The sequence below is a fragment of the Zestomonas ipomoeae genome, assembly GCF_057128665.1.
The window spans coordinates 1-24540 of the sequence record NZ_JBSKHQ010000008.1 but is presented as its reverse complement, the minus strand read 5'-3'; the positions used below and the strand labels follow the sequence as shown (position 1 = coordinate 24540).

22 protein-coding genes are annotated in these 24540 nt (G+C 62.1%); 14 read left to right on the top strand and 8 right to left on the bottom strand.

Going from position 1 to position 24540, the window contains the following annotated elements; translation table 11 throughout:
- The 3 genes from ACWKV7_RS10935 to ACWKV7_RS10925 are packed head-to-tail and all read right to left on the bottom strand — an operon-like array spanning position 1 to position 3054.
- Positions 1-867, bottom strand: a complete 867-nt coding sequence (locus ACWKV7_RS10935) for a carbohydrate ABC transporter permease (RefSeq protein ID WP_483857697.1) — start codon at positions 865-867, stop codon at positions 1-3.
- On the bottom strand, positions 864-1961 hold the full coding sequence (locus ACWKV7_RS10930; protein WP_483857696.1) for an ABC transporter ATP-binding protein: 1098 nt from the start codon (positions 1959-1961) through the stop codon (positions 864-866). Before ACWKV7_RS10930 ends, ACWKV7_RS10935 begins: the two co-directional genes overlap by 4 nt.
- Before the next feature lie 10 nt (positions 1962-1971).
- Positions 1972-3054, bottom strand: coding sequence for an ABC transporter ATP-binding protein (locus tag ACWKV7_RS10925; RefSeq protein WP_483857695.1), 1083 nt, complete (start codon positions 3052-3054; stop codon positions 1972-1974).
- Positions 3055-3362: 308 nt separating this feature from the next.
- Here ACWKV7_RS10925 and ACWKV7_RS10920 point away from each other — a divergent pair, with 308 nt between their 5' ends.
- The 5 genes from ACWKV7_RS10920 to ACWKV7_RS10900 all read left to right on the top strand — a co-directional run bounded on the left by ACWKV7_RS10920 (position 3363) and on the right by ACWKV7_RS10900 (position 8928).
- On the top strand, positions 3363-5216 hold the full coding sequence (locus ACWKV7_RS10920) for a sigma-54-dependent Fis family transcriptional regulator (protein ID WP_483857694.1): 1854 nt from the start codon (positions 3363-3365) through the stop codon (positions 5214-5216).
- A gap of 105 nt (positions 5217-5321) precedes the next feature.
- Positions 5322-5966, top strand: coding sequence for a TetR/AcrR family transcriptional regulator (locus ACWKV7_RS10915; RefSeq protein WP_483857693.1), 645 nt, complete (start codon positions 5322-5324; stop codon positions 5964-5966).
- Between the two features lies 1 nt (position 5967).
- The gene (locus ACWKV7_RS10910) at positions 5968-6924 is read left to right on the top strand and encodes an HlyD family secretion protein (RefSeq protein ID WP_483857692.1); all 957 of its coding nucleotides are present in this window, start codon (positions 5968-5970) and stop codon (positions 6922-6924) included.
- Entirely contained in the window at positions 6914-7852 is a 939-nt protein-coding gene (locus ACWKV7_RS10905; RefSeq protein WP_483857691.1) for an ABC transporter ATP-binding protein, read from the top strand. The genes ACWKV7_RS10910 and ACWKV7_RS10905 overlap by 11 nt, the downstream gene beginning before the upstream one ends.
- Entirely contained in the window at positions 7849-8928 is a 1080-nt protein-coding gene (locus ACWKV7_RS10900) for an ABC transporter permease (RefSeq protein ID WP_483857690.1), read from the top strand. The genes ACWKV7_RS10905 and ACWKV7_RS10900 overlap by 4 nt, the downstream gene beginning before the upstream one ends.
- Positions 8929-9001: 73 nt before the next feature.
- Here the strand turns inward: ACWKV7_RS10900 and ACWKV7_RS10895 are convergent, their stop codons facing one another.
- A complete protein-coding gene (locus tag ACWKV7_RS10895) occupies positions 9002-9364 on the bottom strand; it encodes a YgaP family membrane protein (protein WP_483857689.1) in 363 nt (120 codons plus the stop codon).
- A 275-nt stretch (positions 9365-9639) separates the two neighbouring features.
- On the opposite strand from ACWKV7_RS10895, the gene ACWKV7_RS10890 reads away from it, so the two are divergent.
- A complete protein-coding gene (locus tag ACWKV7_RS10890) occupies positions 9640-10131 on the top strand; it encodes a GNAT family N-acetyltransferase (RefSeq protein ID WP_483857688.1) in 492 nt (163 codons plus the stop codon).
- A 103-nt stretch (positions 10132-10234) separates the two neighbouring features.
- Here the strand turns inward: ACWKV7_RS10890 and ACWKV7_RS10885 are convergent, their stop codons facing one another.
- From ACWKV7_RS10885 to ACWKV7_RS10875, 3 genes are all read right to left on the bottom strand, one after another.
- Complete coding sequence (locus tag ACWKV7_RS10885) at positions 10235-12421, bottom strand: response regulator (RefSeq protein WP_483857687.1); 2187 nt, start codon at positions 12419-12421, stop codon at positions 10235-10237.
- 194 nt (positions 12422-12615) lie between these two features.
- The gene (gene ycaC / locus ACWKV7_RS10880; protein ID WP_483857686.1) at positions 12616-13236 is read right to left on the bottom strand and encodes an isochorismate family cysteine hydrolase YcaC; all 621 of its coding nucleotides are present in this window, start codon (positions 13234-13236) and stop codon (positions 12616-12618) included.
- A gap of 109 nt (positions 13237-13345) precedes the next feature.
- Positions 13346-14227, bottom strand: coding sequence for a pirin family protein (locus tag ACWKV7_RS10875; RefSeq protein WP_483857685.1), 882 nt, complete (start codon positions 14225-14227; stop codon positions 13346-13348).
- Positions 14228-14325: 98 nt separating this feature from the next.
- Here ACWKV7_RS10875 and ACWKV7_RS10870 point away from each other — a divergent pair, with 98 nt between their 5' ends.
- Positions 14326-15216, top strand: coding sequence for a LysR family transcriptional regulator (locus ACWKV7_RS10870; protein ID WP_483857684.1), 891 nt, complete (start codon positions 14326-14328; stop codon positions 15214-15216).
- Between the two features lie 5 nt (positions 15217-15221).
- Here the strand turns inward: ACWKV7_RS10870 and ACWKV7_RS10865 are convergent, their stop codons facing one another.
- The gene (locus ACWKV7_RS10865) at positions 15222-16124 is read right to left on the bottom strand and encodes a DMT family transporter (RefSeq protein WP_483857683.1); all 903 of its coding nucleotides are present in this window, start codon (positions 16122-16124) and stop codon (positions 15222-15224) included.
- Positions 16125-16257: 133 nt separating this feature from the next.
- Between ACWKV7_RS10865 and ACWKV7_RS10860 the strand changes: the two genes are divergently transcribed.
- The 7 genes from ACWKV7_RS10860 to ACWKV7_RS10830 all read left to right on the top strand — a co-directional run bounded on the left by ACWKV7_RS10860 (position 16258) and on the right by ACWKV7_RS10830 (position 24497).
- Positions 16258-16695, top strand: coding sequence for an Lrp/AsnC family transcriptional regulator (locus ACWKV7_RS10860; protein ID WP_483857682.1), 438 nt, complete (start codon positions 16258-16260; stop codon positions 16693-16695).
- Positions 16696-17025: 330 nt separating this feature from the next.
- Complete coding sequence (locus ACWKV7_RS10855; protein ID WP_483857681.1) at positions 17026-18921, top strand: hypothetical protein; 1896 nt, start codon at positions 17026-17028, stop codon at positions 18919-18921.
- 702 nt (positions 18922-19623) lie between these two features.
- Positions 19624-21720: an NACHT domain-containing protein gene (locus ACWKV7_RS10850; protein WP_483857680.1), complete on the top strand. Its 2097-nt coding sequence runs from the start codon at positions 19624-19626 to the stop codon at positions 21718-21720.
- Positions 21717-22646 carry a hypothetical protein gene (locus ACWKV7_RS10845; protein WP_483857679.1) on the top strand — a complete coding sequence of 310 codons (930 nt, stop codon included), beginning with the start codon at positions 21717-21719 and terminating at the stop codon, positions 22644-22646. The genes ACWKV7_RS10850 and ACWKV7_RS10845 overlap by 4 nt, the downstream gene beginning before the upstream one ends.
- 40 nt (positions 22647-22686) lie before the next feature.
- On the top strand, positions 22687-22899 hold the full coding sequence (locus ACWKV7_RS10840; RefSeq protein ID WP_483857678.1) for a VF530 family protein: 213 nt from the start codon (positions 22687-22689) through the stop codon (positions 22897-22899).
- A 94-nt stretch (positions 22900-22993) separates the two neighbouring features.
- Positions 22994-23830 carry an AraC family ligand binding domain-containing protein gene (locus tag ACWKV7_RS10835; RefSeq protein WP_483857677.1) on the top strand — a complete coding sequence of 279 codons (837 nt, stop codon included), beginning with the start codon at positions 22994-22996 and terminating at the stop codon, positions 23828-23830.
- 91 nt (positions 23831-23921) lie between these two features.
- The gene (locus ACWKV7_RS10830) at positions 23922-24497 is read left to right on the top strand and encodes a LysE family translocator (RefSeq protein WP_483857676.1); all 576 of its coding nucleotides are present in this window, start codon (positions 23922-23924) and stop codon (positions 24495-24497) included.
- Positions 24498-24540: the final 43 nt, after the last annotated feature.

Sequence of the window (24540 nt, the reverse complement as noted above, 5' to 3'; positions counted from 1 at the left end):
TCAACGGGTCTTATCGGCATGGGTCATGGCGGTGTAGAACAGCCAGGACACGAGCAGGATGATCAGGAAGTACACCAGCGAGAACGCCGCCGCCGGCCCCAGGTCGAACTGGCCGACCGCCATCTTGGTCAGCGTCTGGCTGAGGAAGGTGGTGGAGTTGCCAGGGCCGCCGCCGGTGAGCACGAACGGCTCTGTGTAGATCATGAAGCTGTCCATGAAGCGCAGCATCACGGCGATCAGCAGCACGCTCTTCATCTTCGGCAGCTGGATGTAGCGGAACACCGCCCAGGCCGAGGCACGGTCGATGCGCGCCGCCTGGTAGTACACATCGGGGATCGCCCGCAACCCCGAGTAGCACAGCAGCGCCACCAGCGAAGTCCAGTGCCAGACGTCCATCACCAGCACGGTCACCCAGGCATCCGAGGTGTTCGACGCATAGTTGTAGCTGATGCCCAGCTTGGTCAGCGCCCAGCCCAGCAGGCCGATATCGGCTCGGCCGAAGATCTGCCAGATGGTACCCACCACGTTCCACGGGATCAGCAGCGGAATGGCCATGACGATCAGGCACAGCGAGGTCCAGCGCCCCTTGGTCGGCATGGTCAGGGCGATGGCGATGCCCAGTGGGATCTCGATCAGCAGCACGCAGCCGGAGAAGATGAACTGGCGCAGCAACGAGTCGTGCAAGCGCTCGTTCTGCAGCACCTGCTGATACCACTCGAAGCCGACGAAGGTGCGCGTCGAGGCGTCGAAGATGTCCTGCACCGAGTAGTTGACCACCGTCATCATCGGCACGATGGCACTGAAGGCCACCAGCAGGAAGACCGGGAGAACCAGCCACCAGGCCTTGTTGTTCTGCACCTTGTTCATGCGTTCGCCTCCACCAGGAATTCATCGGCATAGACCATCAGCCACTGCGCGGGGAAGCTGATGTAGGCCTGCTTCTGCGGTATCTGTTGATCTTCCTGCAAGCGCGCCTTGATCACCTGGCCATCCAGCCGCAGGGTGAGGATCTTGTAGGTGCCCAGGTCTTCGAGGTGCAGCACCTCGGCCTTCATCGCATCGGCGTACGGCGCATCCCAGACGTGGACGAACTCCGGGCGGATGCCCACCTTCAGGCTGCTGCCCTGCATCTGCGACAGGCGCTCGTTGAGCGCGGGCTCCAACGGCAGGTGGGTATCGCCGAAGCGCACGCCACCGGCCTCCGGCACCACGTCGATCAGGTTCATGCCGGGGCTGCCGATGAAAAAGCCGACGAAGGTGTGGCTGGGTCGCTCGAACAGCTCGCGCGGCGTGCCGAACTGCACGATCTGCCCGCCGTACATCACCGCGATCTTGTCGGCGAAGGTGGAGGCCTCCAACTGATCGTGGGTGACGTAGACCATGGTGATATTGAACTGCTCATGGATCTGCTTGAGCTTGCGTCGCAGCTTCCATTTCAGATGCGGGTCGATCACCGTCAGCGGCTCGTCGAAGAGGATCGCCGACACGTCGTCGCGCACCAGACCGCGCCCCATGGAGACCTTCTGCTTCTCGTCGGCGGTCAGATTGCGCGCTTTCTTCTTCAGCAGCGGATGCAGGTCGAGCACCTCGGCGATCTCGTGCACCTTGCTCATTACCTTGGCCTCGGGCAGACCCTGGTTGCGCAGCGGGAAGGCCAGGTTGTCGAACACCGTCATGGTGTCGTAGATGACCGGGAACTGGAAAACCTGGGCGATGTTGCGTTTCTCCGGCGGCAGCTCGTTGACCTCCTTGAGGTCGAACAGCACCTGCCCTTCGGACGGCTTGAGCAAGCCCGAAATGATGTTGAGCAAGGTCGACTTGCCGCAACCGGACGGGCCGAGCAAGGCATAGGCCCCGCCCTGCTCCCAGACGTGGGTCATGGCGCGGATGGCGTAGTCGTCCGGGCCCTTGGGCTGGCTGCTGTAGCTGTGCGCCAGGTTCTGCAAGCGTATCTCTGCCATTACGCGCTCCTCACAACCGGCGACTGGGCGCCTGGACCAGGCTGCCTTGGGGATCGAAGACGAACAACTTGTGCGTCGGGATGAAGATGCGGATCGGGGCGTCCACGTCGTACTCGTGCACGCCCTGCAGGTGCATCACCAGCGTGAAATGCTCGTTGCACACATGCAGGAAGGTTTCCGAGCCGCTGATCTCGGCCAACTCCACGGTCACCGCCAGTTCGAGGTCGTCGTCGTTGGACGGCACCAGTCCGATATGACTGGGGCGCACGCCGAAACGGTAGGCGCCCTCGGCCAAGTTGCGCAGGTCGGAATTGAGCGGGAAATGCACGCAGTCCTCGAAGCTCACCTCGCTGCCGCTAATGCGCCCGTGCAGCAGGTTGATCGACGGCTCGGAGAACAGCTCGGCGGCCAGCACCTGCTGCGGCCGGTGGTAGACCTCGGCGGTCTTGCCGCTCTGGATCACCCGGCCTTCGTGCAGGATGGTGGAGGTGCCGCCGAGGGCCAGCGCTTCGTTGGGCTCGGTGGTGGCGTAGACGGCGATGGTGTTGCGCGTCTTGAACAGCTCGCGCATCTCCTGGCGCAGCTCTTCGCGCAGCTTGTAGTCGAGATTGACCAGCGGCTCGTCGAACAGGATCAGGTCGGCATCCTTGACCAGCGCGCGGGCCATCGCCGTGCGCTGTTGCTGGCCGCCGGACAACTCCAGCGGGTAGCGCTTGAGAAAGCCCTCGATGTGCAACATCTCGGCGGTCTCGCGCACCCGGCGCTCGATCTCCGCCTTGCCGACGCCGGCCTGGCGAAGCGGCGAGGCGATGTTGTCGAAGACCGTCATGGTCGGGTAGTTGATGAACTGCTGGTAGACCATCGAGACGTTGCGGCGACGCACCGGGACATGGGTGACATCGGCGCCGTTCATCAGAATTCGCCCACTGCTCGGCTTGTCCAGCCCAGCCATCAGGCGCATGAGGGAAGTCTTGCCGGATAGCGTGCGACCGACCAGCACATTGAAGGAACCTGGCTCGAAGCTCAGGCAGGCATCCTCGATGTAGACCTGGTTGTCGACGATGCGGCTGACGTGCTGCAGCGTTAACGACATGGCGTGTCCTTGTGATTGTTGTGTGCCATTACGGCCGTAACCGTTTCCCTGCTACAGCGATTACCGTGCCAACGCCTGTCACATTGCCCTACAAGCCATCCATCTATTTGATAATAAAGGGATTTACTGTTTTATAAGGATGCCGCTGAACACAGGCAGTGGTCAGAAATGAACAGTCCGGAATGAACAACTGAACACCTTGACCGTTGACATTGAACAGTAATGAACAACACTCTTGCTGTTCATCAGCCCGCCCGATCGCCCGGACGGGCGATAAAAACAAGAAGCGACGAGTGGATTTCACAGCCATGGCCGAACCCGCCCAGGTGCTCTCCCACGACACCATCATTCGCGACTCCTGGACCCGCTGCCGGGACTTCGGCCTGACCCACCAGAGCCAACCCTCCTTCAGCCTGCCGCCGCAAGGCGAAGTGTCGGCGCTGCTCGACAGCCAGCACCTGCTGGTGCGCACCACCCAGCAGGAAGTGCTGCCCTACTACGAGAACATTCTTTCCAACTCCAACTGCCTGATCCTGCTGGCGGACAGCCAGGGGCAACTGCTGCAGTCCTGGGGCGACCAGCGCTTCGTCGATCCCGCGCAGTCCCGCGGCTTCGCCCCAGGCGCTGGCTGGCTGGAGCGGCAGACCGGCACCAATGCCATCGGCACCGCGCTGGCCTGCGGCCAAGCCGTGCACATCCAGCGCGACGAGCACTTCCTCAAGGCCAACCGCTTCATGACTGGCGCCGCCTCGCCGATCTTCGACGCCACCCGGCAGATGATCGGCGTGCTCGACGTCTCCAGCGACAGCTACCTGCCGCCAACCCACACCCTGGGCATGGTCAAGATGATGAGCCAGTCGGTGGAGAACCGGCTGATCCTCAGCCTGTTCAAGGGCGATTACTTCCAGCTGACCTTCAACACCGGCCTGGACAACCTCGACAGCCAGTGGGCAGGGCTGCTGATCTTCGACGAGACCGGGCAGATCGTCTCGGCCAACCGCCGCGCGGACAACCTGCTCGGCGTCGGCCTATCGCGGGTCAACGTGGAAAGCCTGTTCGACCTGCCGCTGCTGCAACTGCTCAGCCAGCCGGAGGGCCTGCCCTTCGCCCTGCGAGCGTCCGGCCGCTATCGCTTCCACGGCCTGCTCAAGCGCCCGCAGAAGGTCACCATCCAGCCACGGGACTTCCGCCCGCAGGCGCCCAGCGAACGCAAGCCCAAGGCCGAGGAATTCACCCTGGCGTCGATCAACCTCGGCGACCCGCGGGTCGACAAGGCGGTGCGCCAGGCCGAGCGACTGCTGGAGAAGGACATCCCGATCCTGATCCACGGCGAGACCGGCGTCGGCAAGGAGGTCTTCGTCAAGGCCCTGCACCGCTCCAGCAGCCGCGCCGGACAGCCGCTGGTGGCGGTGAACTGCGCGGCGATCCCCGCCGAGCTGGTGGAATCGGAGCTGTTCGGCTACGAGAAAGGCGCCTTCACCGGCGCCAGCCAGAAAGGCAGCATCGGCCTGATCCGCAAGGCCAACAAAGGCATCCTGTTCCTCGACGAGATCGGCGACATGCCGCTCAAGGTCCAGGCACGCCTGCTGCGCGTGCTGCAGGAGCGCTGCGTGCAGCCGCTGGGCAGCGCCGACCTGTACCCGGTAGACATCCACCTCGTGTCGGCCACCAACCGCTCGCTGCGCCAGGATGTGGAAAGCGGCGAGTTCCGCCAGGACCTCTATTACCGCATCAGCGGCCTGAACCTGGAGCTGCCGCCCCTGCGCGAACGCACCGACAAGAGCGCCATGTTCCAGCGCATCTGGGAATACCACCGCGAGCCCCACCAGTGGGCCGGCATCAGCAACGAGGTACTGCAGCTGTTCCATCGCCACCCCTGGCCGGGCAACCTGCGCCAGCTGAGCAGCGTGCTGCAAGTGGCGCTGGCCATGGCCGACGACCAACCGATCCGCCCCGAGCACCTGCCTGACGACTTCTTCGCCGATCTGGAATACACCCGGGACGAGCCGATGCCCGACGTCCAAGCCATCGTCGAGCCCGGCAACGACCTGGCCGGCCAGTACCACGCCTGCGGCGGCAACATCTCGCACCTGGCTCGCAGCCTGGGTATCAGTCGCAATACGCTCTACAAGCGGTTGCGGGAGCAAGGCCTGAAGGTGTAACCGGCAGGCCGCCAAGCGCGGCCTTGCCTCCTCCGCACGCCGGACTTGCCCGAGGCACGAAAGCGTGGTGTCATCGCATTTAATTAATTACCCGGTTAATTAAATATGACCGACAAGCCCCGCACCCGCCGCGCCGCTGGCCGCCCCGCCGCGCACAAGCAGGTCCAGCGCGACCAGCTCCTGGATGTGGCGACCCAGGTATTCGCCAGCGCCGGCATCCAGGCCAGCAGCTTGCGCACCATCGCCGAGGCGGCCGGGGTCACTCCCGCCTTGCTCAACTACTACTTCGGCAACAAGCAGCAGCTCGTCGAAGCCATGGTCGAGGAGCGCTTCCTGCCGCTGGTCCGGGGAGTCGCCGAGCAGCTCCAGCAGGCCGGCGACGAACCGCAGGCCCTGGTCCGCACCTTCGTCCGCAGCATGAGCCAGATGGTGAGTCGCCATTCGTGGATACCGCCCTTGTGGGTGCGGGAAATCCTCTGCGAAGGCGGCCTGCTGCGCGCCCAGCTCACGACCCGCATCGCCCCGATGGTGCCACTGGTACTCGCCCAGCGCTTCGCCGCCGCCCAGGCGCGCGGGGCCCTCAACCCGGCACTCGACCCGCGCCTGCTGGTGGTGTCGTTGATCGGATTGACCATGCTGCCCTACGCGGCGGCGCCCATCTGGCGCGACCTGTTCGCCAACCCGCAGATCGGCGACGACGCCATGATTGCGCATACCCTGGCGTTGCTCGAACGCGGACTGGAGGCCTGAGATGAAGCGCTGGATGCTGGTCAGCCTGTTGCTGCTTGCCCTGCCCGCCTGCGACGCGGACCGAGAGAGACTTCTCGGCACTCTCGAATGGGACACCATCAGCCTTCCGGCCGAGGCTTCCGAGGTGATCCTCCAGGTGAGCGTCGCCGAGGGCGATCGTGTGGAAGCCGGCCAACTGCTGGTGGAACTGGACCCGCGGCGCCAGGAGGCCCTACTCGCCCAGGCCCGCGCCCAGGTTACCGAGGCATCCGCCCGGCTGGCGGAACTCAGCAACGGGGCTCGCACTGAAACCATCGAGTCGGCACGGGCGGCACTGGCAAAAAGCCAGGCGGAACAGACAGACGCTGAACGCCAGTTCCAACGCATGGCCGCGCTACACCAACGCAAGCAGGTGGCCACGGCCGAGTTGGATCGAGCCCGTACCGCCCGTGACCAAGCCCGGGCAGCGGTACGCAGCGCCGACGCACAACTGCTCGAATTGACCAACGGCACCCGACCGGAGCGCATCGAACAGGCAGCCGCCGCCCTGGAAGCCGCGCGAAGCAACCTGGAACAGCTCCGGATCAGCCGGGAGCGCCTGTCCGTGCGCGCCCCGCGCGCCGGCGTGGTGGACGCGCTGCCATTCAAGACCGGCGACCAGCCGCCCAACGGAGCCGAGCTGGTCCGCCTGCTGGTGGGCGAAGCACCCTATGCACGGGTTTTCGTTCCCGCCAGCCAGCGCGCGCAGCTTCACATCGGCGACAGGCTGCAGGTATCGGTCGAGGGAATCGAGCGCCCGTTCACCGCGCATGTCCGCAGCCTTCGCAGCGAAGCGAGCTTCACGCCCTACTATGCACTCGCCGGTGACGACGCCAGCCGGCTGTCCTATCGCGCCGAGCTGGTGCTGGAAGGGAGCGCGGCGCGACAACTACCGGCGGGCCTGCCGTTGCAAGCCGAGCGACCGCGCGATGGGCAATGACGAACTGGTGATCCGCGCACGCGGGCTGAGCAAGCGCTTCGGCAAGCTGACGGCCGTCGACCACCTCGACCTGAGCGTCCGTCAAGCCGAGGTGTTCGGCTTTCTCGGCCCCAATGGCTGCGGCAAGTCCACTACCATTCGCATGCTTTGCGGGCTGCTGCAGCCCAGCGAGGGCGACGTCGAGGTGCTGGGCTATCAGATCCCCCGCGACGCCGAGGCGCTTAAGCGCCGCATCGGCTACATGACGCAGAAGTTCTCGCTCTACGAGGACCTCACCGTCCAGGAGAACCTGGAGTTTCTCGCCGCCGTGCAAGGACTGGGTCGTCGGGAGACGCGCCAGCGGATCGAGGAACTGCTTGAGCGCTACTGGCTCACCGACCGCCGCTCGCAGATGGCCGGCACCATGAGCGGTGGGCAAAAACAGCGCCTGGCGCTGGCTGGCGCCGTTTTGCACAAGCCCGACCTGCTGTTGCTCGACGAACCCACCAGCGCGGTGGACCCGCAATCGCGCCGGGAATTCTGGGGCTCGCTGTTCGAACTGGCCGATGCCGGCACCACCCTGCTCGTCTCGACCCACTACATGGACGAAGCCGAGCGCTGCACCCGCCTGGGCATTCTCGATGCCGGTCGCCTGGTGGCCGACGGCAGCCCGCGCGAACTGATGGACGCCCTGCCCGGCCACCCCCTGCTGATCACCTGCGCGCAGCCACGGCAGGCCCAGCACGCCCTTGAAGGGCATCCGCAGGTGCTGGCCATGGCGCAGATCGGCGCGGCGCTGCGGGTCCTGTGCGCCGACGACGGTGCCCGCGACGACCTTTACGCCACCTTGCAGCGGGCCGGTATCGCGGCAGAGCTGCAGGACAGCGAGGCCAACCTCGAGGACGTGTTCGTCAGCGTCACCCGTCGGCCGGTGGAGAACACACCATGAACCTGCGCCGGCTCGGGGCAATCGTACTCAAGGAGCTTCGCCAGCTGCGCCGGGACAAGCTGACCTTCGCCATGATCGCCGGCATCCCGCTGCTGCAACTGATCCTGTTCGGCTACGCCATCAACATGGACGTGCGCGGCATCGAGGCGGCGGTACTCGACCAGGCCAACACCGCCAGCTCCCGGGAGGCGATCGCGGAACTGGCCTCCAGCCAGGTCATCGACCTGCGCTATCGCCTGCACGCCCCGCAGCAGATCGAGCGGTTGCTGCGCGAGGGGCGAATCAGCGCCGCGCTGGTCGTCCCGGCGGACTTCGACCAACGTGTGCAGCGCAAGGACCGCGCCGCCCTGCAACTGATCGTCGACGGCTCCGACCAGAGCGTGCAGGCCTCGGCCCGCCAGTTGGCGGCCTACCCGCTGCCTGGTTGGGGCAGCCCCGCCGCGGTACAGGTGGTCAACTTCTACAACCCGGAGCGCCTGGCGCCGCTGAATACCGTGCCGGGGCTGCTGGGGGTGATCCTGACCATGACCATGGTGCTGTTCACCGCCGTCGCCCTGGTGCGCGAACGCGAGCGCGGCAATCTCGAGCTGCTGATCGCCACCCCGGTCTCGCCCTGGGAATTGACCATCGGCAAGGTGTTGCCCTTCGTAGGCATCGGCCTGGTGCAGGTCACCGTCATCCTGCTGGTTGGCCACTGGCTGTTCGCGGTACCGGTTCGCGGTTCGCTAGTGGAACTCTACGGCGCCTCGCTGCTGTTCATCGTCGCCAGCCTGTCCCTTGGCGTGTTCCTTTCGACCATGGCCAGCACCCAGTTCCAGGCCATGCAGATGGCGTTCTTCACCTTCCTGCCGCAGATCCTGCTGTCGGGTTTCATGTTCCCTTTCGCCGGCATGCCCAAGGCCGCCCAGTGGATCGCCGAACTGTTGCCGCTCACCCACTACTTGCGCGTCACCCGCGGCATCATGCTGCGCCAGGCGGGCATGCTGGAACTCTGGCCGGAGGTACTGGTGCTCATGGTGTTCTGCGTCATCCTGCTGGGGCTGTCGGTGACGCGCATCCAGAAACGCCTGGACTGAACGCACCGCCCCCGGCTCGTGCTGCCCGCTTGCGCGCGGCAGGCAGGGCCCTGCCGAACCGTCCCGGGCGTGCTCAGTGCTTGGTATCTTCCTGCCCTGCCTGGGCTTCGTGGCCCATGGGCGTGGCATCCGGCATCTTGGCCGAGCGGTTTTCGAAGTCCGGGCTGTGCACCTCCGAGTCCAGCGGCATGTGGCTGTAGCGCGCCGGCAACAGTGGCTGCGACTCGCTGCGCATTTCGCCGAGGATGCGCTTGGCTTCGCAACGCCCGGTCAGCCCGCGCAGCAGCACGGCGCCGCCGGCCGCGGCTTCGAGCAAGCCGAACACGCCTCCGCGGCGCATCCCCTTGCCCAGCATCATCAGGCCACCGGCCACCGAGGCGGCGCGCTCCCAGCCATGGACATTTTGCGGGGCACTGGGGTTGAACAATCGATTCATGGCGATATCTCCAGGATGTCTGACGGATGCCACGCCTCTCGGCAGCCGCCGCAGCATGCGGCGATCAAGGCGGGATAGAAGAGTGACCGGCAACGGCACGGAGAGTTTTACGGCGTCGCGCGATTGTGCGGCGCCGCCCTGCAGGCAGGGCCCGGCCGGGCCCACTGCCGTGTCGGCGTCGATCCGGTGCTGTATGGCGCATTTTTCCGTCGACTGCATCTATGGCCTGCAGGGCGGGCGCCCTAGCATCGACCGCTCCGCCCGAGACCCTCGCGATGGAAGAAACGCTCGCTGAAATCGACTGTTCAGGCTTGACGGTGCGCCGGCTGGTTCCGGGCGACCTGGAGATGGTGTGTCGGCATCGCGAGGCCATGTTCCTCGAAGCCGGGGCAGCCCCCGCGCAGCTGCGAGTAATGACCGAGCACTTCCGGCCCTGGTTGCAGCCGCGCCTGGCCGATGGCCGCTACTACGGCTTTGCCCTGATAGACGACAGCCAACCGGTGGCGGCGATTGGCCTGATGAGCATCGACTGGCCACCCCACCCCAACCATGCGGACCTCGACCAGCGCGGCTATGTGCTCAATGTTTTCGTCGAGCCGGCCTATCGCCGTCGAGGCCTGGCTTCGGTGCTGATGAAGCGGGCGGAAGCCGAGTTCGCCCGGCGCGGCCTGGGCTTTGCCATCCTGCACGCGACGCGGGCCGGCAAGCCGGTGTACGAGGCGCTGGGCTGGACTGCCACCTCGGAAATGGCCAAGTCGATTGACTAGGGCCTGTGGATGCTTCGCCGAGGTGGCGCCGACGCGTCAACAGCCCCTAACGTGGGGCGCCCCACCCCGCTCTTTCCCGGCTTAGCCTGGGCGTGACCGCCGGTCAGTCCTTGCGCATCGCCCGGCTGAGGATGTGCGAGACCTGGTCGGCCGAGTAGGGTTTGCGCAGGAAGTCGAAGCCCTCGTAACCCTCCTGGGCCAGCGCATGGCTGTAGCCGGTGGTCAGGATCACAGGTAGCTCCGGGCGCCGGCAGCGCAGCTCCTTGGCAAGGTCGAGGCCACCCATGCCGGGCATCATGACATCCGAAAACACCGCATCGAACTCCATCGCATCCCGGCCCACCCGGTCCAGCGCCTCTTCGGCGCTGGTCGCCCAGGCCGTCTCGTAGCCGAGGTCCTGCAGGATCTGGGTGGCGAACCGGCCGACCTCCAGGTTGTCCTCCACCACCAGAACCCGGCGCCTGGCGCCATCGCTGGAAAACGTTACGGGCTCTTCCGAGGGCCCACAGCGCTCGGGCCCCGGCGCCACCTGGGGAAGATAGAGCGTGAAAGTGGTGCCCTGGCCCACAGTGCTGGAAACGTCGATGTTGCCGCCTGACTGTTTGGCGAACCCAAAGGCCTGGGACAGGCCGAGCCCGGTGCCCTTGCCTACCGCCTTGGTGGTGAAGAACGGCTCGAAGATGCGGGCGAGTATCTCCGGGGAAATGCCGGTGCCGGTATCGCTCAGCGATATGGCCACGAAGGGCCCCTGGGAACCGGCATGGCCACGCACGGGAGGCAGGGGCTCGTCGCAACGCAGTCGCAACGTCAGCGTGCCCTCGCCACCCATGGCGTCGCGAGCATTCAGCGCGATATTGATCAGCGACGTTTCGAACTGGCTCAGGTCCGCCTTGATGTAGCAGGCCCGCTCGGACAGATCGAGCGCCACGCGAACGCAGGCACCCGTCACCGCCTCGAAGATGTCGGCTATGCCCGCCAGCCGTTGCCCCACGTCGAAGACCTCCGGCTTGAGCGGCTGGCGCCTGGCGAAGGCAAGCAGCTGGCTGGTCAGCTTGGTGGCGCGCTCCACGGTATCGGAGACCGCGGTGAGATAGCGCTCTCGACGCTCGCTGGACAGGCCCGGCCGCTGCAAGAAGTCGACGGACGAGCGGATGATCGTCAGCAGGTTGTTGAAGTCGTGGGCCACGCCTCCGGTCAGTTGGCCGATCGCTTCGAGCTTCTGCGACTGGCGCAGCGCCGCCTCGGTCTGCACCAGGCGCGCCGTGCGCTCCTCGACCCGCGCTTCCAGGGTGGCATTCAGCTCGGCAAGCGCATCGACCGCCTCATGCACCACCGCATCGGCACGCACCCGCTCGATATGAGCCCAGGAGCGCTCTGTCACCTCCTGCACCAGCGCCACTTCGTAGCTCGACCAATGACGGGGCTTGCTGTCGTAGACCACCATCAGCGCGGTCAGGTGGCCCTGCTTGACCAGCGGGATGCAGAGCGTGGCGCGCATGCCGATCGCCTGGAACGCCGCGGCGTCCGGAGCTGCCAGGTCGACCCGGGTGTCGTCGATGACCAGCGGCCGGCCGGCGCGCAACTGATCGACCATTCGGGTGCCGAAATCGCGGAGGCGGTAGTGGCCGACGATGCTCGCCGCACCGGTCTCCGCCCAGTCGCCGCGGACAGTGAAGTGCTCTTGGTCGGCGTCCATGTCCGCATAGGCGCAGTTCGCCAGGTGCAGGTGCTCGGTGACCATGCGCGTGGTCATCGCCATGATGGCGTCGGCGTTGGTGGCATGGGCCACCGCGCGTCCAAGGGCATCGAGAAACGCCAGGCGCCGGTTGGCGAGTACGGTCTTGGTCGTTTCGGTCACCGTATCCAGCATGCCGACGACGCGTCCGTGATGGTCGCGAACCGGGCTGTAGCAGAAGGTGAAGTAAGCCTGCTCCGGATGGCCGCCGCGCTCGACGATCAGCGGAAAGTCCTCGATATAGGTCGCCTGGCCGGCAAAGGTGTCATCGGCGATGGGGCGGATTTCTTCCCAGGCTTCCTTCCATATATCGCTGAAGGAGCGGCCGAGCGCGGGAGGTTTGTTGCCGAGGATGGGAACGAATGCGTCGTTGTGAATGGTGATCAGTTCCTCTCCCCAGACGATCGCCTGCGGGAAGCGTGAACCGAGCGTTAGCGCCACCGTTGTCTTCAGCACGTCGGGCCAGCTGTGCATCGGCCCCAGGGGCGTGCCAGCCCAATCGTACAGCCGAACCTGCTCGACCATCGTTCCTTCGCCTTGCAGCCAATCCGTCATGCGCCTCGATACCTTCGGCCAGCTTGTCGCGGCATTCGAGTATGCAACGTCATGCTTCGTTTCACGAACCTTCGTGATTTTGCGGCATTCATGAAGGCTGGCTCGCCAGCGCGCGGGCTTGGGGTAGAGCGGGTGGCGCGGCGCGGGCGCGCCAACGACCTGGATGCAGCGCCGACGTGCCCGCGCCAGAAGGGTCAGGCGGCGGTGAGCGTGCTGTAGCTGGTGATCAGATTGCGGTAGTCCGGAATGTGATTGGAGAACAGCGCGCCCAGGCCCTCTACATCATTGCGCCAGTCGCGGTGCAGCTCGCAGGCGACACCGAACCAAGTCATCAACTGCGCGCCGGCAGCGGCCATGCGGTTCCAGGCCGCGTCCCGGGTAAGGGCGTTGAAGGTGCCGGAGGCGTCGGTGACGACGAACACCTCGTAGCCTTCCTCCAAGGCCGATAGCGCCGGAAAAGCCACGCACACCTCAGTCACCACGCCGGCGATGATCAGTTGCTTCCTGCCGGTCGACTTGACCGCCTCGACGAACGCTTCGTTGTCCCAGGCATTGATCTGGCCGGGACGGGCAATGTAGGGCGCAGCGGGGAACTGCTCTTTCAGCTCTGGCACCAGCGGGCCGTTGGGCCCGTTCTCGAAGCTGGTGGTGAGGATGGTCGGCAGGTCGAAGTACTTGGCCAGATCGCCGAGCGCCAGCACGTTGTTCTTGAAGCGATCCGGCTCGATGTCCCGGACCAGGGACAACAGACCGGCCTGGTGATCGACCAGCAGGACGGCGGCCTGGTTCTTGTCGAGGCGCTTATAGGTAGTCATGGTGAATCTCCTTGCGGGTTGAGGCCAGGCCAAGGGCGGCCAGACCGGGGGAAACGTCTCGAAAACCGCCCCGAAGGGCCACATGCACGCGGCGCCGGGGCTGTGGGGGTCAGAGGTCGTGTGGCCGGCCGGCCATCTCGCCGAATGCGCCGTTGCGGTAATCACGGAATGCCTGGCTGAGTTCGGCCTCGCTGTTCATCACGAAAGGGCCGCGACCGACCAGTGGCTCGTCGATGGCCTCCCCGCTCAGCAGCAGCACCACGGCGTCGCTGTCCGCCTCCAGTAGCAACCCGGCACCGGCGCGGTCGAACAAGGCGAACTCGCCGGCCACTACCGGGGCGCCTCCCTCCATGCGCACCGAGCCGCGCAACACCAGCAGGACGGCATTGCGCCCCTCCCGAATGTCGAGAGCCACCTGTTTGCCGGCGATCAGGCGCATGTCCCAGACGTCCATGGGCGTGAATGTGCGGGCCGGTCCGCGACTCCCGGCGAATTCGCCAGCGATCACGCGCACCGTGCCGGCGTTGTTCCCCAACGGTAGCTGCGGAATGTCGCTCGCGAGCAGGGTCTGATAACCGGGCGCGGCCGATTTGTCGCGGGCCGGCAGGTTGACCCACAGCTGCACCATCTCCAGGGTGCCGCCCGTGCGGGTGAACGCCTCGGAATGAAACTCCTCATGCAAGATCCCGGCACCCGCGGTCATCCACTGAACATCCCCGGGACCGATCAGCCCGCCATTGCCGGCCGAGTCGCGGTGCTGCAATTCGCCCTGGTAAACGATGGTGACCGTCTCGAACCCCCGGTGCGGATGCTGCCCGACACCACGCGGGCGCTGCGCCGGGCCGAAGTCGGCCGGGCCGGCGTAGTCGAGCAACAGGAACGGGCTGACGTGCTTGCCCAGGCTGTCGTAGGAAAACAGCGTGCGCACCGGGAAACCATCGCCGACCCAGTGGGACTGCGGGGCACCGTAAACACCGAGGCTCTGTTTCATGGAATGGCTCCTCCAAGACATGGAGCCATCATGAATCAGCATCGCAGAGGCCAGTAGATGCGCTAAATTGCTCTCAGCGTTCTATTTGGTGAACACTGATGGACGATCTGAACGACCTCTACTTCTTCGCCCGCGTTGTCGAGCACGGTGGTTTCTCCCCGGCCGGGCGGGCACTGAACATGCCCAAGTCCAAACTCAGCCGGCGTATCGCCCTGCTCGAGGAACGCCTGGGGGTACGCCTGCTGCAACGCTCCACCCGGCACTTTTCGGTCACCGAAATGGGCCAGGAGTACTACCGCCACTGCGTCGCCATGCTGGTGGAAGCCGAAGCCGCACGCGAGGTGATCGAGCGTCACCGCGCAGAGCCGCAGGGCGTGGTGCGCATGAGTTGCCCCACCACCCTGCTGCACTACCGCATCGGCGACCTGCTCAGCCGCTTCATGGACGAGCACCCCAGGGTGCAGATCCAGCTGGAAGCCACCAACCGTCGGGTGGACGTCATCAGCGAAGGGCTGGACTTGGCCCTGCGGGTACGCTTCCCACCCCTGGAAAACAGCGACCTGGTGATGCGCATTCTCAGCCCGAGCCCGCAACGCCTGGTCGCCAGCCCGGAAATCCTGCGCACCCTCGAACGCCCCCTCTCGCCAGCGGACCTCGCGACGCTGCCCAGCCTCGACTGGGGCCCGGTGCGCGACCACGCCTGGTGCCTGGAAGGCCCGGACGGCGCCAGCGCCCGGGTGCAGCACAAACCGCGCTACATCACCGACGACATGACCGCGCTGCGCCAGGCCGCCTTGCGCGGCATCGGCATCGTGCAACTGCCGCACATGGTGGTCGACCAGGACCTCGCCCAAGGTCGGCTGATCGACATCCTGCCCCACTGGGTGCCCCGCAGCGGCATCGTGCACGCCGTGTTTCCCTCGCGCCGCGGCCTGATTCCCAGCGTGCGCAAGCTGATCGACTACCTGGCCGAGCACATCGAGGTGTGAGCCCCCTACCTGACCCGCTCAACCAGTGCTGCACGCCAGCGCCCGCCGAGGCTCCAGCCCCGCTGCATGCCAGCCACCGCCAGCAGAATGGCCGCCACGCCCAGCCATTGCAGCGGACTCAGGCGGTGATCGAAGGCCAGCCAGTCGACGAAGATCGCGGCAATCGGGTACACGAAAGACAGCGTACCGGTCAGGCTGGTCGGCAGCTTCTGGATCGCATCGTAGAGCAGCAGGTACATCACCCCGGTATGCAGCACGCCCAGCGCCAGCAGGCTGCCCCAGGCCACCGGCTGTTCGGGGAACTCCAGGCTGGACAGCGGCGCCAGCATCAGGGTGCCGGTCAGCAGTTGGATCAGCGCAATCACATGGGGCGGCGTGCCAGTCAGGCGCTTGACGATCAGCGCCGCGACCGCATACAGCAGCGCCGCGCCCAGCGCCAGCGCAATGCCCAGCAGGTAATTGTCGCCACTGCCCGCGCCACCATGGGCACTGACGATGGCCAACATGCCGAGAAACGCCAGCCCCAGCCAGGCCAACTTGACCAGGGTCACCCGCTCGCCGAGGAACAGCGCCGCCAGCCCCACCAGCATGAACGGCTGCACGTTGTACACCGCCGTGCTGATGGCGATGGACGCCTTGGAATAAGAGGCGAACAACAACAGCCAGTTGCCGACGATGGCCACCCCGCTGAGCACCGCCAGCGCCAGCACGCGCCGCCCCAGCAGATCGCGCCGCAGCATGCCAAGCGCCCGGCAGACCACTAACAGCACCACCGCGCCGATGGCGCAGCGCCAGAACACCACATCCACCACCGCCTGGCCGGAAACCAGCACGAACCAGCCGATGGTGCCGGAAATCAGCATCGCCACGACCATTTCCAGCGAGCCGCGCTTGAGTGCGTTATCCATGATTCGGACTCCGAGAGAGGAGTCATCATTATTCGAATACACACCCAGCCACTCCAGGGCTAATCTTAGGCGAAACCTGGCCGATGCCTTTATTGCAAAGGCATTCGCTGCAATTTACCTAACGAGCCTGAAAATGACCGACGAAATCGACCAAGCCCTGATCGCCGCCCTGATGGAAGACTCCCGCCGCTCGCTCAAGGCACTGGCGCAGATCAGCGGCCTCTCCTCCCCCAGCGTCGCCGAACGCCTGCGTCGCCTCGAAGAACGCGGCGTGCTCAAGGGCTACACCGTGGAAATCGACCCACGCCACTTCGGCTACCAGTTGCAAGCCATCGTCCGGGTACGCCCGCTACCGGGCAAGCTGCACGAAGTGGAACGGCTGATCCAGGCCACCCCCGAATTCACCGAATGCGACAAGGTCACCGGCGAAGACTGCTTCATCGCCCGCCTGCACGTGCGCTCCATGGAACAGCTGGACGAAGTGCTCGACCGCATCAACGGCTACGCCGAGACCAACACCGCCATCGTCAAGAAAACCTCGGTAGCGCGGCGATTGCCGCCGATGGGCTGAGCGACGGGACACGCCGATGCCGAGTGGAATGGTTGAGCGCGGCAGAAACCGGCGCCTGCCCGGTGAGCACCGCACGGAGAGCCCAGGCGGTGGAAAGGCAACCCCGCCTGGCTAAACTCCAGGCGCTATGACTTTGCACCTGCAAAGCATCGCGCCTAATCACCCATGAAGATACGGAGATCTATCGTGTACAACCCTGCCCATGTCAGCGGCCTGGACCAATCCCCCCTCGCCACCAGCCCTGCCTCGCCCCCTCCCGCTATGAGCAGTATCCAGAACGCCAACGTTGCGATCGCCTGGACAAACATTCTTCAAAGCGAAGTCCTGCAAATGCTCGCAGGTATCGACGTGCCGCAAACCGGCCCCTTCATCGACTACCGCTACTGGGCCAACGGCGTTCTCCGCTGGGCCCTCAGCCAGCAGGACGACAACGGCAACCCTCTCTACGCCTTCGCCATCCCGTCATGGGAGACGGGCTTCGATGACAACGGCAATCCGGTGGTTGGCGCCTTCCTGTTCCCGGTGGGCACTCAAGTCACCGTGCTGCAACCCACCGACGATGAACTGAACACGGCACTGGCCACGGCCTATCGAAACGAACCTGCCCTGACCCTGACAGACAGCCAAACGGGCGACCCCGACGAACGCCGCTGGGCCGCGGCTGCCCACGCCTACGCCGTGTCGCAGACCGACGCCAACGGCAACCCGTACATTGCCGGCATTCCGAGCTGGGAAATGGCTATCGAAGGAGGCCAGACCTACCGCGGCGTCTTCGCCTTCAGCGCCACCAGCGGCATCCAGGTGCTCAAGGCCGGGCGCGCCGCGCTCATGGACCAGATCATCGACGGCATCCTCGAACCCGCCGGCAATGCGAACCTGATGGATACCGACATGCGTACCCTCGCCGTGGCCGGCAATCGCTGGGCCATGCGCTACGGTGCGGTCTGCGGCGCAGGCACCTTCGGCTACTGCTACAGCCCCTATCGAGATTCCGAGGGGAATGAACTGTTCTACTACACCCACGATATCGTCATTTGTTTTGCGCCCCAGCAGCCGACCATGGACCTGCTGCAAGCCATCGTGGATCAGCCGGCAGTTGATTGGCCCGATTATGGCGATGCCTATTCCGCTCTCTGTAGCGTACTGGGCAACATCTACAACACCCCCGGCTCAGGGCAATCCATCGACCCGCGTAGCCTGGCCGCGTCTCCGTTATGGTCCTCGGGAACCATCGACGCCCTGCTCGGCGGGTGGCTGCAGTTCGATTCGAGTGGCGACTACAGCCTCTCCCCTGCCGCCCCCAGCGCACCGGCGGGCGTCGATGCCGACGACTGGCTGCAGATCATTCACAGCGTCTGGCAGGAGCTGAATGCGGTGGCGCAGTTGCAGGCGCTCTACAGCTATACCAAGGGCACCTTGACCTCGGCGCAGAGCACGGCGAACTCGCTGATCACCGGCGCCATCCTCAACATGCAGGCCAAGACCGGCAGCAGCGTACTGATGGACTTCGGTCAGATGCTCAAGGACATCGGCTACTCGCTGGTGTGGTTCTTCTCCGGTACCGGCGCCGCGTGGGCCAATCTCGCCGTTACGGCGGTCACCGATGTCGTCAAGATAGTCACCGGTGCTCTCGGTGGGTCATCTTCCTCGGTCACCATCGGTAAGTACTGGGAGAACGTCGCAAAGGCGTTCGGGTCCAGCTACGACGCACTCGACCAGTTCTACCAGACCATCGCCAGCGACCACGGCCGCCTGCTCGCCTTCTACATCTACACCGACAGCGGCAACCTGCCGATTCCCGCCAGCAACCCCACGGCCCCCGCCTCCGACAGCGATACTGCCACCGCAATGGCGAACGGCCTGATGCTGCAGACCTACCAGACCCTGATGCCCCTGTTCTGGGCGATCGGCTGTGGAGCGCCTATAGGGAGCGAAGGCAACCAGGCGCTGTATGGCGAGTACGACGGACTTACGATCCCCGAAGCGCCCGACGGCACCTATGTCGAGGGTCCGTACTACGAGTTCGCGATCATCTGGCACGACAGCGGCGCCATCAAAAGCTACCCGACCCAAGCCATGATGAACGACCTCACACAGACGCTGAACGTGAACTTCATGGACATCGTCGCGCGTACCGACCCCTGGCTAGGCATCGCGGCCTGGTTCGGCTGGTCCGCCTTGAGTGTCGATGAAGAGTTCAGCTTGCAAGGCCCCTGCACGCGCTGAAACAGCCTGACCCGTGCCCTCCCGACGGCAGGTTTCTGCCGTCGGGAGGGCTACATCCGCCCTGGCTCCCCCCAAAGGAAGACTCGGCGTGAGCCCAAGGTACTGGCGCAAAGCAGCGGGCGGTGCCGAAGCCTGTGCTGCCTGGAAGAGCACAGCGTGCTGGAGATCAATCCGCGCCACTTTGGGCACCAACTGCAAGCCATCGTCCCAGTACAGCCGCAACCGGGCAAAGCCGCATGAGATCAACGGCTGATCCAGGCCAGTCCCGAATACAGCAAATGCGACAAGTCATCGGTGAAGACCGCCCATCGCCGGTCTGCACGTTCTGTCAATGCAATAGCTTGACACTGCTCAACCGAAACAGCGGCTATGCTTAGACCAATCCTGCCATCGTCAAGAAGACATCGATAGCACGGTGGTTGTCGCCGATGGGGTAATGCCCACGCTTAAGAGAGACTTAGAAATAGCAACAACTTCGAGGCGTCTGAATTACAGAGTGTAAGCACCCTACAGCGGCGAAAAACTTGCATCGCGCATGCTATATGACTCGAGAGGGAATTCGAAGTGCAATCATTACTCCATCACACAATTCCCATCTGGCTTTTCCGCAACAACAACGACAACAGAACAAAACCTCTACACTTAAGCCCCCGCAAAAGCTTAAGTTGCAACAAAGTTCACACACTTTCAAGAGACAACAATATGCAAAATAATGCATTTGACAGAGCATACCAGGCCTACGGCTTCAAAAAGGTCCCCACAAAATACAATCACGTCAGTGTTTACACTTACGATACAGGTTATTTTCACAATGCAGACATTGTTACAGATCCCGAAAATGAACTTGAAGCAGAAGAAGCAAAGAAAGAATTCGAGGCCGCTGGATATTCAAGCAAAATAAGAATATATCGTTCCTACAGCGACGCCGAAGACGCCCTATTTGATGGCTTTTTCGCAATAGATGAAACAAAATGCAACTTACTCAATCAGTACAAAGAATACTGCCAAAAGCACAAGCTCACCACAGGTGCTGAATACATTTATATTCCAGGAGATTTTATAGATTCCGCTATCAAAGACACAGATGGCGACACAGCTGTCACGGAAGAAATATTCAAAATCCTCAAACAACCCGGACCGCACCTTATAGTTGTTGAAGCAGCTGCCGGTTTTGGTAAAACAACCACTGTCTATGAAGTGCTAAAGACAATCGCCAGCAGCAACCAGAAGACCATCCCGTTTCTAGCCGAACTCTCAAAAAACAGACAAGCCCAGATATTCAAATACGTTCTACTTGATGAGATCAACAGACAATTCCCAACCCTAAATCTAAGCATAATAACAAATGAAATAAGAAAGGGTAACATCATCCTCATAATCGACGGCTTCGATGAACTCCTAAAAAAAACTGAAAACAGTGAAGATAGTGCGCTCCTCGACAGCACCGAACCAATGCTTGAAACGATCAGCCATCTATTAAATGACAACGCAAAAATTATTCTCACCACTCGTAAAACCGCATTATTCTCCGGAGACGGATTCCATTGCTGGGAGGAAAATCACTCACTGCAATTCAACGTTCGCAGATTCACCTTGCAAGAACCAAACATTGAGAAGTGGGTAGGAAAAGAAAGGAAATCTAAATTGTTAGATGCAGGATTTGATCTATCAATCGTCCCCAATCCAGTACTTCTTTCTTGGCTGCGAGGACTAAAGGATGAAGAGTTTGACTCCATAATACAAAACACAGAAAAAATAATAGAAAACTATTTCAGGCAACTCCTTGAAAGAGAAAAGGGCAGACAAGAACTCCCCGCCACTCCCGACGAACAAAAAACAGTGTTCATCGGGCTCGCAAACCATCTTATAGAACAAGAGTCCACGACAGACTCCAAAGAAAACATTGAGCAGCAGATATCTTTCAGATCTTCCGACCTAATAAAGTCACTTAGACAGCGTTACCCCGCCGAAGCCAAACCAACTGAAGAACAAATTGTAGAGAAGCTGTCTCTTCATGCGCTACTGGATAGAAAGGCAAATGGAGCCATTGGCTTTGTAAACGATTTTGTATTTGGCTTTTTTATTGGCGAAAGCGCAATAACAAACAACAATAAGGAATGGATAGTAGAAGACGAACGATTCGCAGATTACGCAATAACCTCATTCAGAAATAGGAGCCAAGAGTCCAGAAAACTTCTTTGGGAGACCTTTAACTTCTACATCGACCTGCTCTCTTCAAGACGAAAGTATCAGGCAGATTATTATTTACGAGGAGAAATCCTGAGAAATTATCACAACGAGGTTTTCGAAGAAGAAAATTTCAGCAACTGCAATTTTGGAGAAAACAGCGAAATAGCCACAACCTCCTTTTCTAATAGCATTTTTCGATCATGCACCTTCAACTTCAATAATATCAGCCAATCATATTTTCTAGGCTGCAAGTTTTATGACTGCCAAGCCCTCAATCTTACTAATGGGGATATCTTTTTTGGATGCTCTTGGGATAGATGCAGCGGATTCGACTCCACTATCGAAGTGCTAGGCGGCATAGAGTTTCAATGTTCAGAGTGGGAACGCCACGTATTAACAAAAATCTGGCCTCCGGGAGCCGCCAGACTTTTTTCTAGAAGAGCAATAACAACTATTAAGATGGGAATAGCACCGGACCAAGCACCTTATGTAGAAGAAGCAATTATTTCATTGAAAAAAAGAGAAATCCTTGAAATCGAAAACACTTCGATCTTGGTAAATCTTTCAAAAATTAAACTAATCAAAGAACTCCTCGGGAGAGCGCAATGATCCCGTACAGCCCTACAACCTTTGAGACGGCGCGACGCGATATACAGACTAAAATTGAATTAAAGCTCAATAACCTCGGCATATTTTTCAGAATATTCTCCCGCATAAAATCCCCTCAATCCCTTCACCAAAAACTCTCAAAGAAAAAAGCAGAATATGAGAAATTAGACAAGAAAATGCAGGATTTCCTAGGCGTTCGAGTCACCGTCTACTTTGAGGAGGATATAAGTATTGTTTCCCAAACACTAAAAAGCCTCTTCACCTTCAACTCGGAATCAGTCGACGCACCTGACACAGCGAGCTTCTCACCAAAGAAATATAACTTAGTATTCAACTTTCCAAAAGACTCATTCTTAAATAACCCTGCCCCAGAAATAATAGACAACACTTTCGAGGTACAGATTAGAACGATATTCTCTGAAGGCTGGCATGAAATTGAGCATGATCTGCGATACAAAAATCATGCGCAATGGGAAAAATATCCGGCCCAGTCCCGCGGGTTAAATTCCATAATTGCAACTTTAGAGATGTGTGACTGGGGAATATCGAACCTTGTAAACGACATGGCATATAACTCTTATAGGAATCTTGACATCCAGTCGCTAATATTAAACAAAATGAAGCTGCGACTGCAAACACTCGAAATATACTCACCTTTTTCGGAAATCAGCAGAGATAAAGAATTTTTAAAAAAAATACTTCGATGCAACAGAAAAAAACTATTAATGTTCTTGATTTCATCAAACTCATCAATCCCCCTTACAGCGAACAACATACTTTGGATATTAAGCATCACCCAAAACATATTAGCCTATGACGAAAGCAACATCCCCGCACCGATACTTCAACTATTTGACTCAACTCCAGAGTACCTTATCGTTTCCTCTCACACAGTCCCGCCCCCCCCTGAACGGGATAAAAAATAATAACTTTTTCTCCGACTTCAATAAGCCCTGAGCCCAACCAATGAACAACGACCCCCTCCACGGCCTGACCCTGAAAGCCATCCTCCAGGCCCTGGTCGACAAGCATGGCTGGGAGCGCCTTGGCCAGCTCATCGCCATCCGCTGCTTCCAGCACGAGCCCAGCATCGACTCCAGCCTCAAGTTCCTGCGCAAGACGCCCTGGGCGCGGGAGAAGGTGGAGGCGCTGTATATCAAGGACATCGCCGACCGCTGAGCCGCGGCCCGGCGCCTTGCACAAATCTTCTAAACCCGCCAGGGCAAACACGCTAAGGTCTGCACTGCCCCATCACGCCCGCCGGGATGCCTCCGTGGATACACGTAACTGGATCGACCTCGCCCAGGATGCCGACACCGGTATCGAGTCGATCCGGGCCCATTTCAAGGGCCACGCCTACGACCCGCACTGGCACGAGAGCTATCTGGTGGGTGTTACCGAACAGGGCGTGCAGCAGTTCCACTGCCGGCGCGAGAAGCACCTGAGCACGCCGGGCAAGGTGATCCTGCTGGAGCCGGGCGAGATCCATGACGGCCATGCGCCGACCGAGGAAGGCTTCACCTACTCGATGCTCTACCTCGACCCGCAGTGGCTGGAGCGCGAACTGCACGCGCTGTTCGAGCATGCGCCGGCGGACAGCACGCCGAGCTTCGCCAATATCCTGAACACCGACAGCCGCCTGGCCGGCGCCATCTTCCGCGCATTCCAGGCGCTGCACGAGGGCGACCTGCGCATCGTGCGGCAGACCGCCATCGACGATCTGCTCGGCACCATGACCAGCCGGCTGCAATGGCGCAAACGGGAGAACCCGGACCCGCGCCTGCCACTGGTGGCGCAGCGTGCCCGCGACTACCTGCATATGCACTTCGACCGCGACATCGGACTGGACGATATCGCGGCCGCCTGCGGGGTGGATCGCTTCCGCCTCAGCCGCGCCTTCAAGAGTGCCTTCGGTATCGCGCCGCATGCCTACCTGATCCAGCTGCGCCTGGCCAAGGCCCGCCAGCGGCTGGCCCGCGGCGAAACCCCGGCCAATGTGGCCAGCGCCCTGGGCTTCGCCGACCAGAGCCACCTGGGCCGCTGGTTCCGCCGCGCCTACCAGCTCACCCCCGCCGACTACCGTCGCCGCTGCTCAAAGCTTCCAGACTGATCCGCCGCCGCGCCGCAGCATGGGCCTCCCAACCCAGGAGAACCCTGCCATGCGTCATTTCCCTCGAACCCGCGGTGGGAGGGCCTGAGCCATGCAGTCTCTGCTGCCCTTCCTGCTGTTCGCCTTCGTCGCCAGCATCACGCCGGGGCCGACCAATATCCTGGTGCTCAGCCACGGCGCGCGCTTCGGCCTGCGCGCCACTTGGCCGCTGGTGCTCGGCGCCTGCCTGGCGGCGGCGTCGATCGTGCTGTTGGTGGGCCTGGGCCTCGGCGAGACGTTGCTGCGCTACCCGCGTGTGCAGCAAGCGATGGCCTGGCTCGGCGCCCTGTGGCTGAGCTGGCTCGCCTGGCAGTTGCTGCGCAGCGCGGCCGCGCCGCTGGACACCGGCGCGACCAACCCGCGTGAGCTGGGCCCGCTGGGTGCGGCGGCGCTGCAGCTGGTGAACCCCAAGGTGTGGATGATGGCGGTCGCGGTGATCAGCGTGTTCGCCGCCGACAGCGCGGACAAGACGGCGCGGGTGGTGCAGCTGTCGCTGATCTTCCTGCTCATGGCCCTGCCCTGCATGAGCGCCTGGGCCCTGCTCGGCACAGGCAGCGCCCGCCTGCTGCAATCGCCCAGGCGCATGCAGCGCTTTGATCTTGCCCAGCAATCGTGGACACCCCGTTAAGCGATAAACTCTAACGAGGTGAACCATGGCAAGACCAGCAACC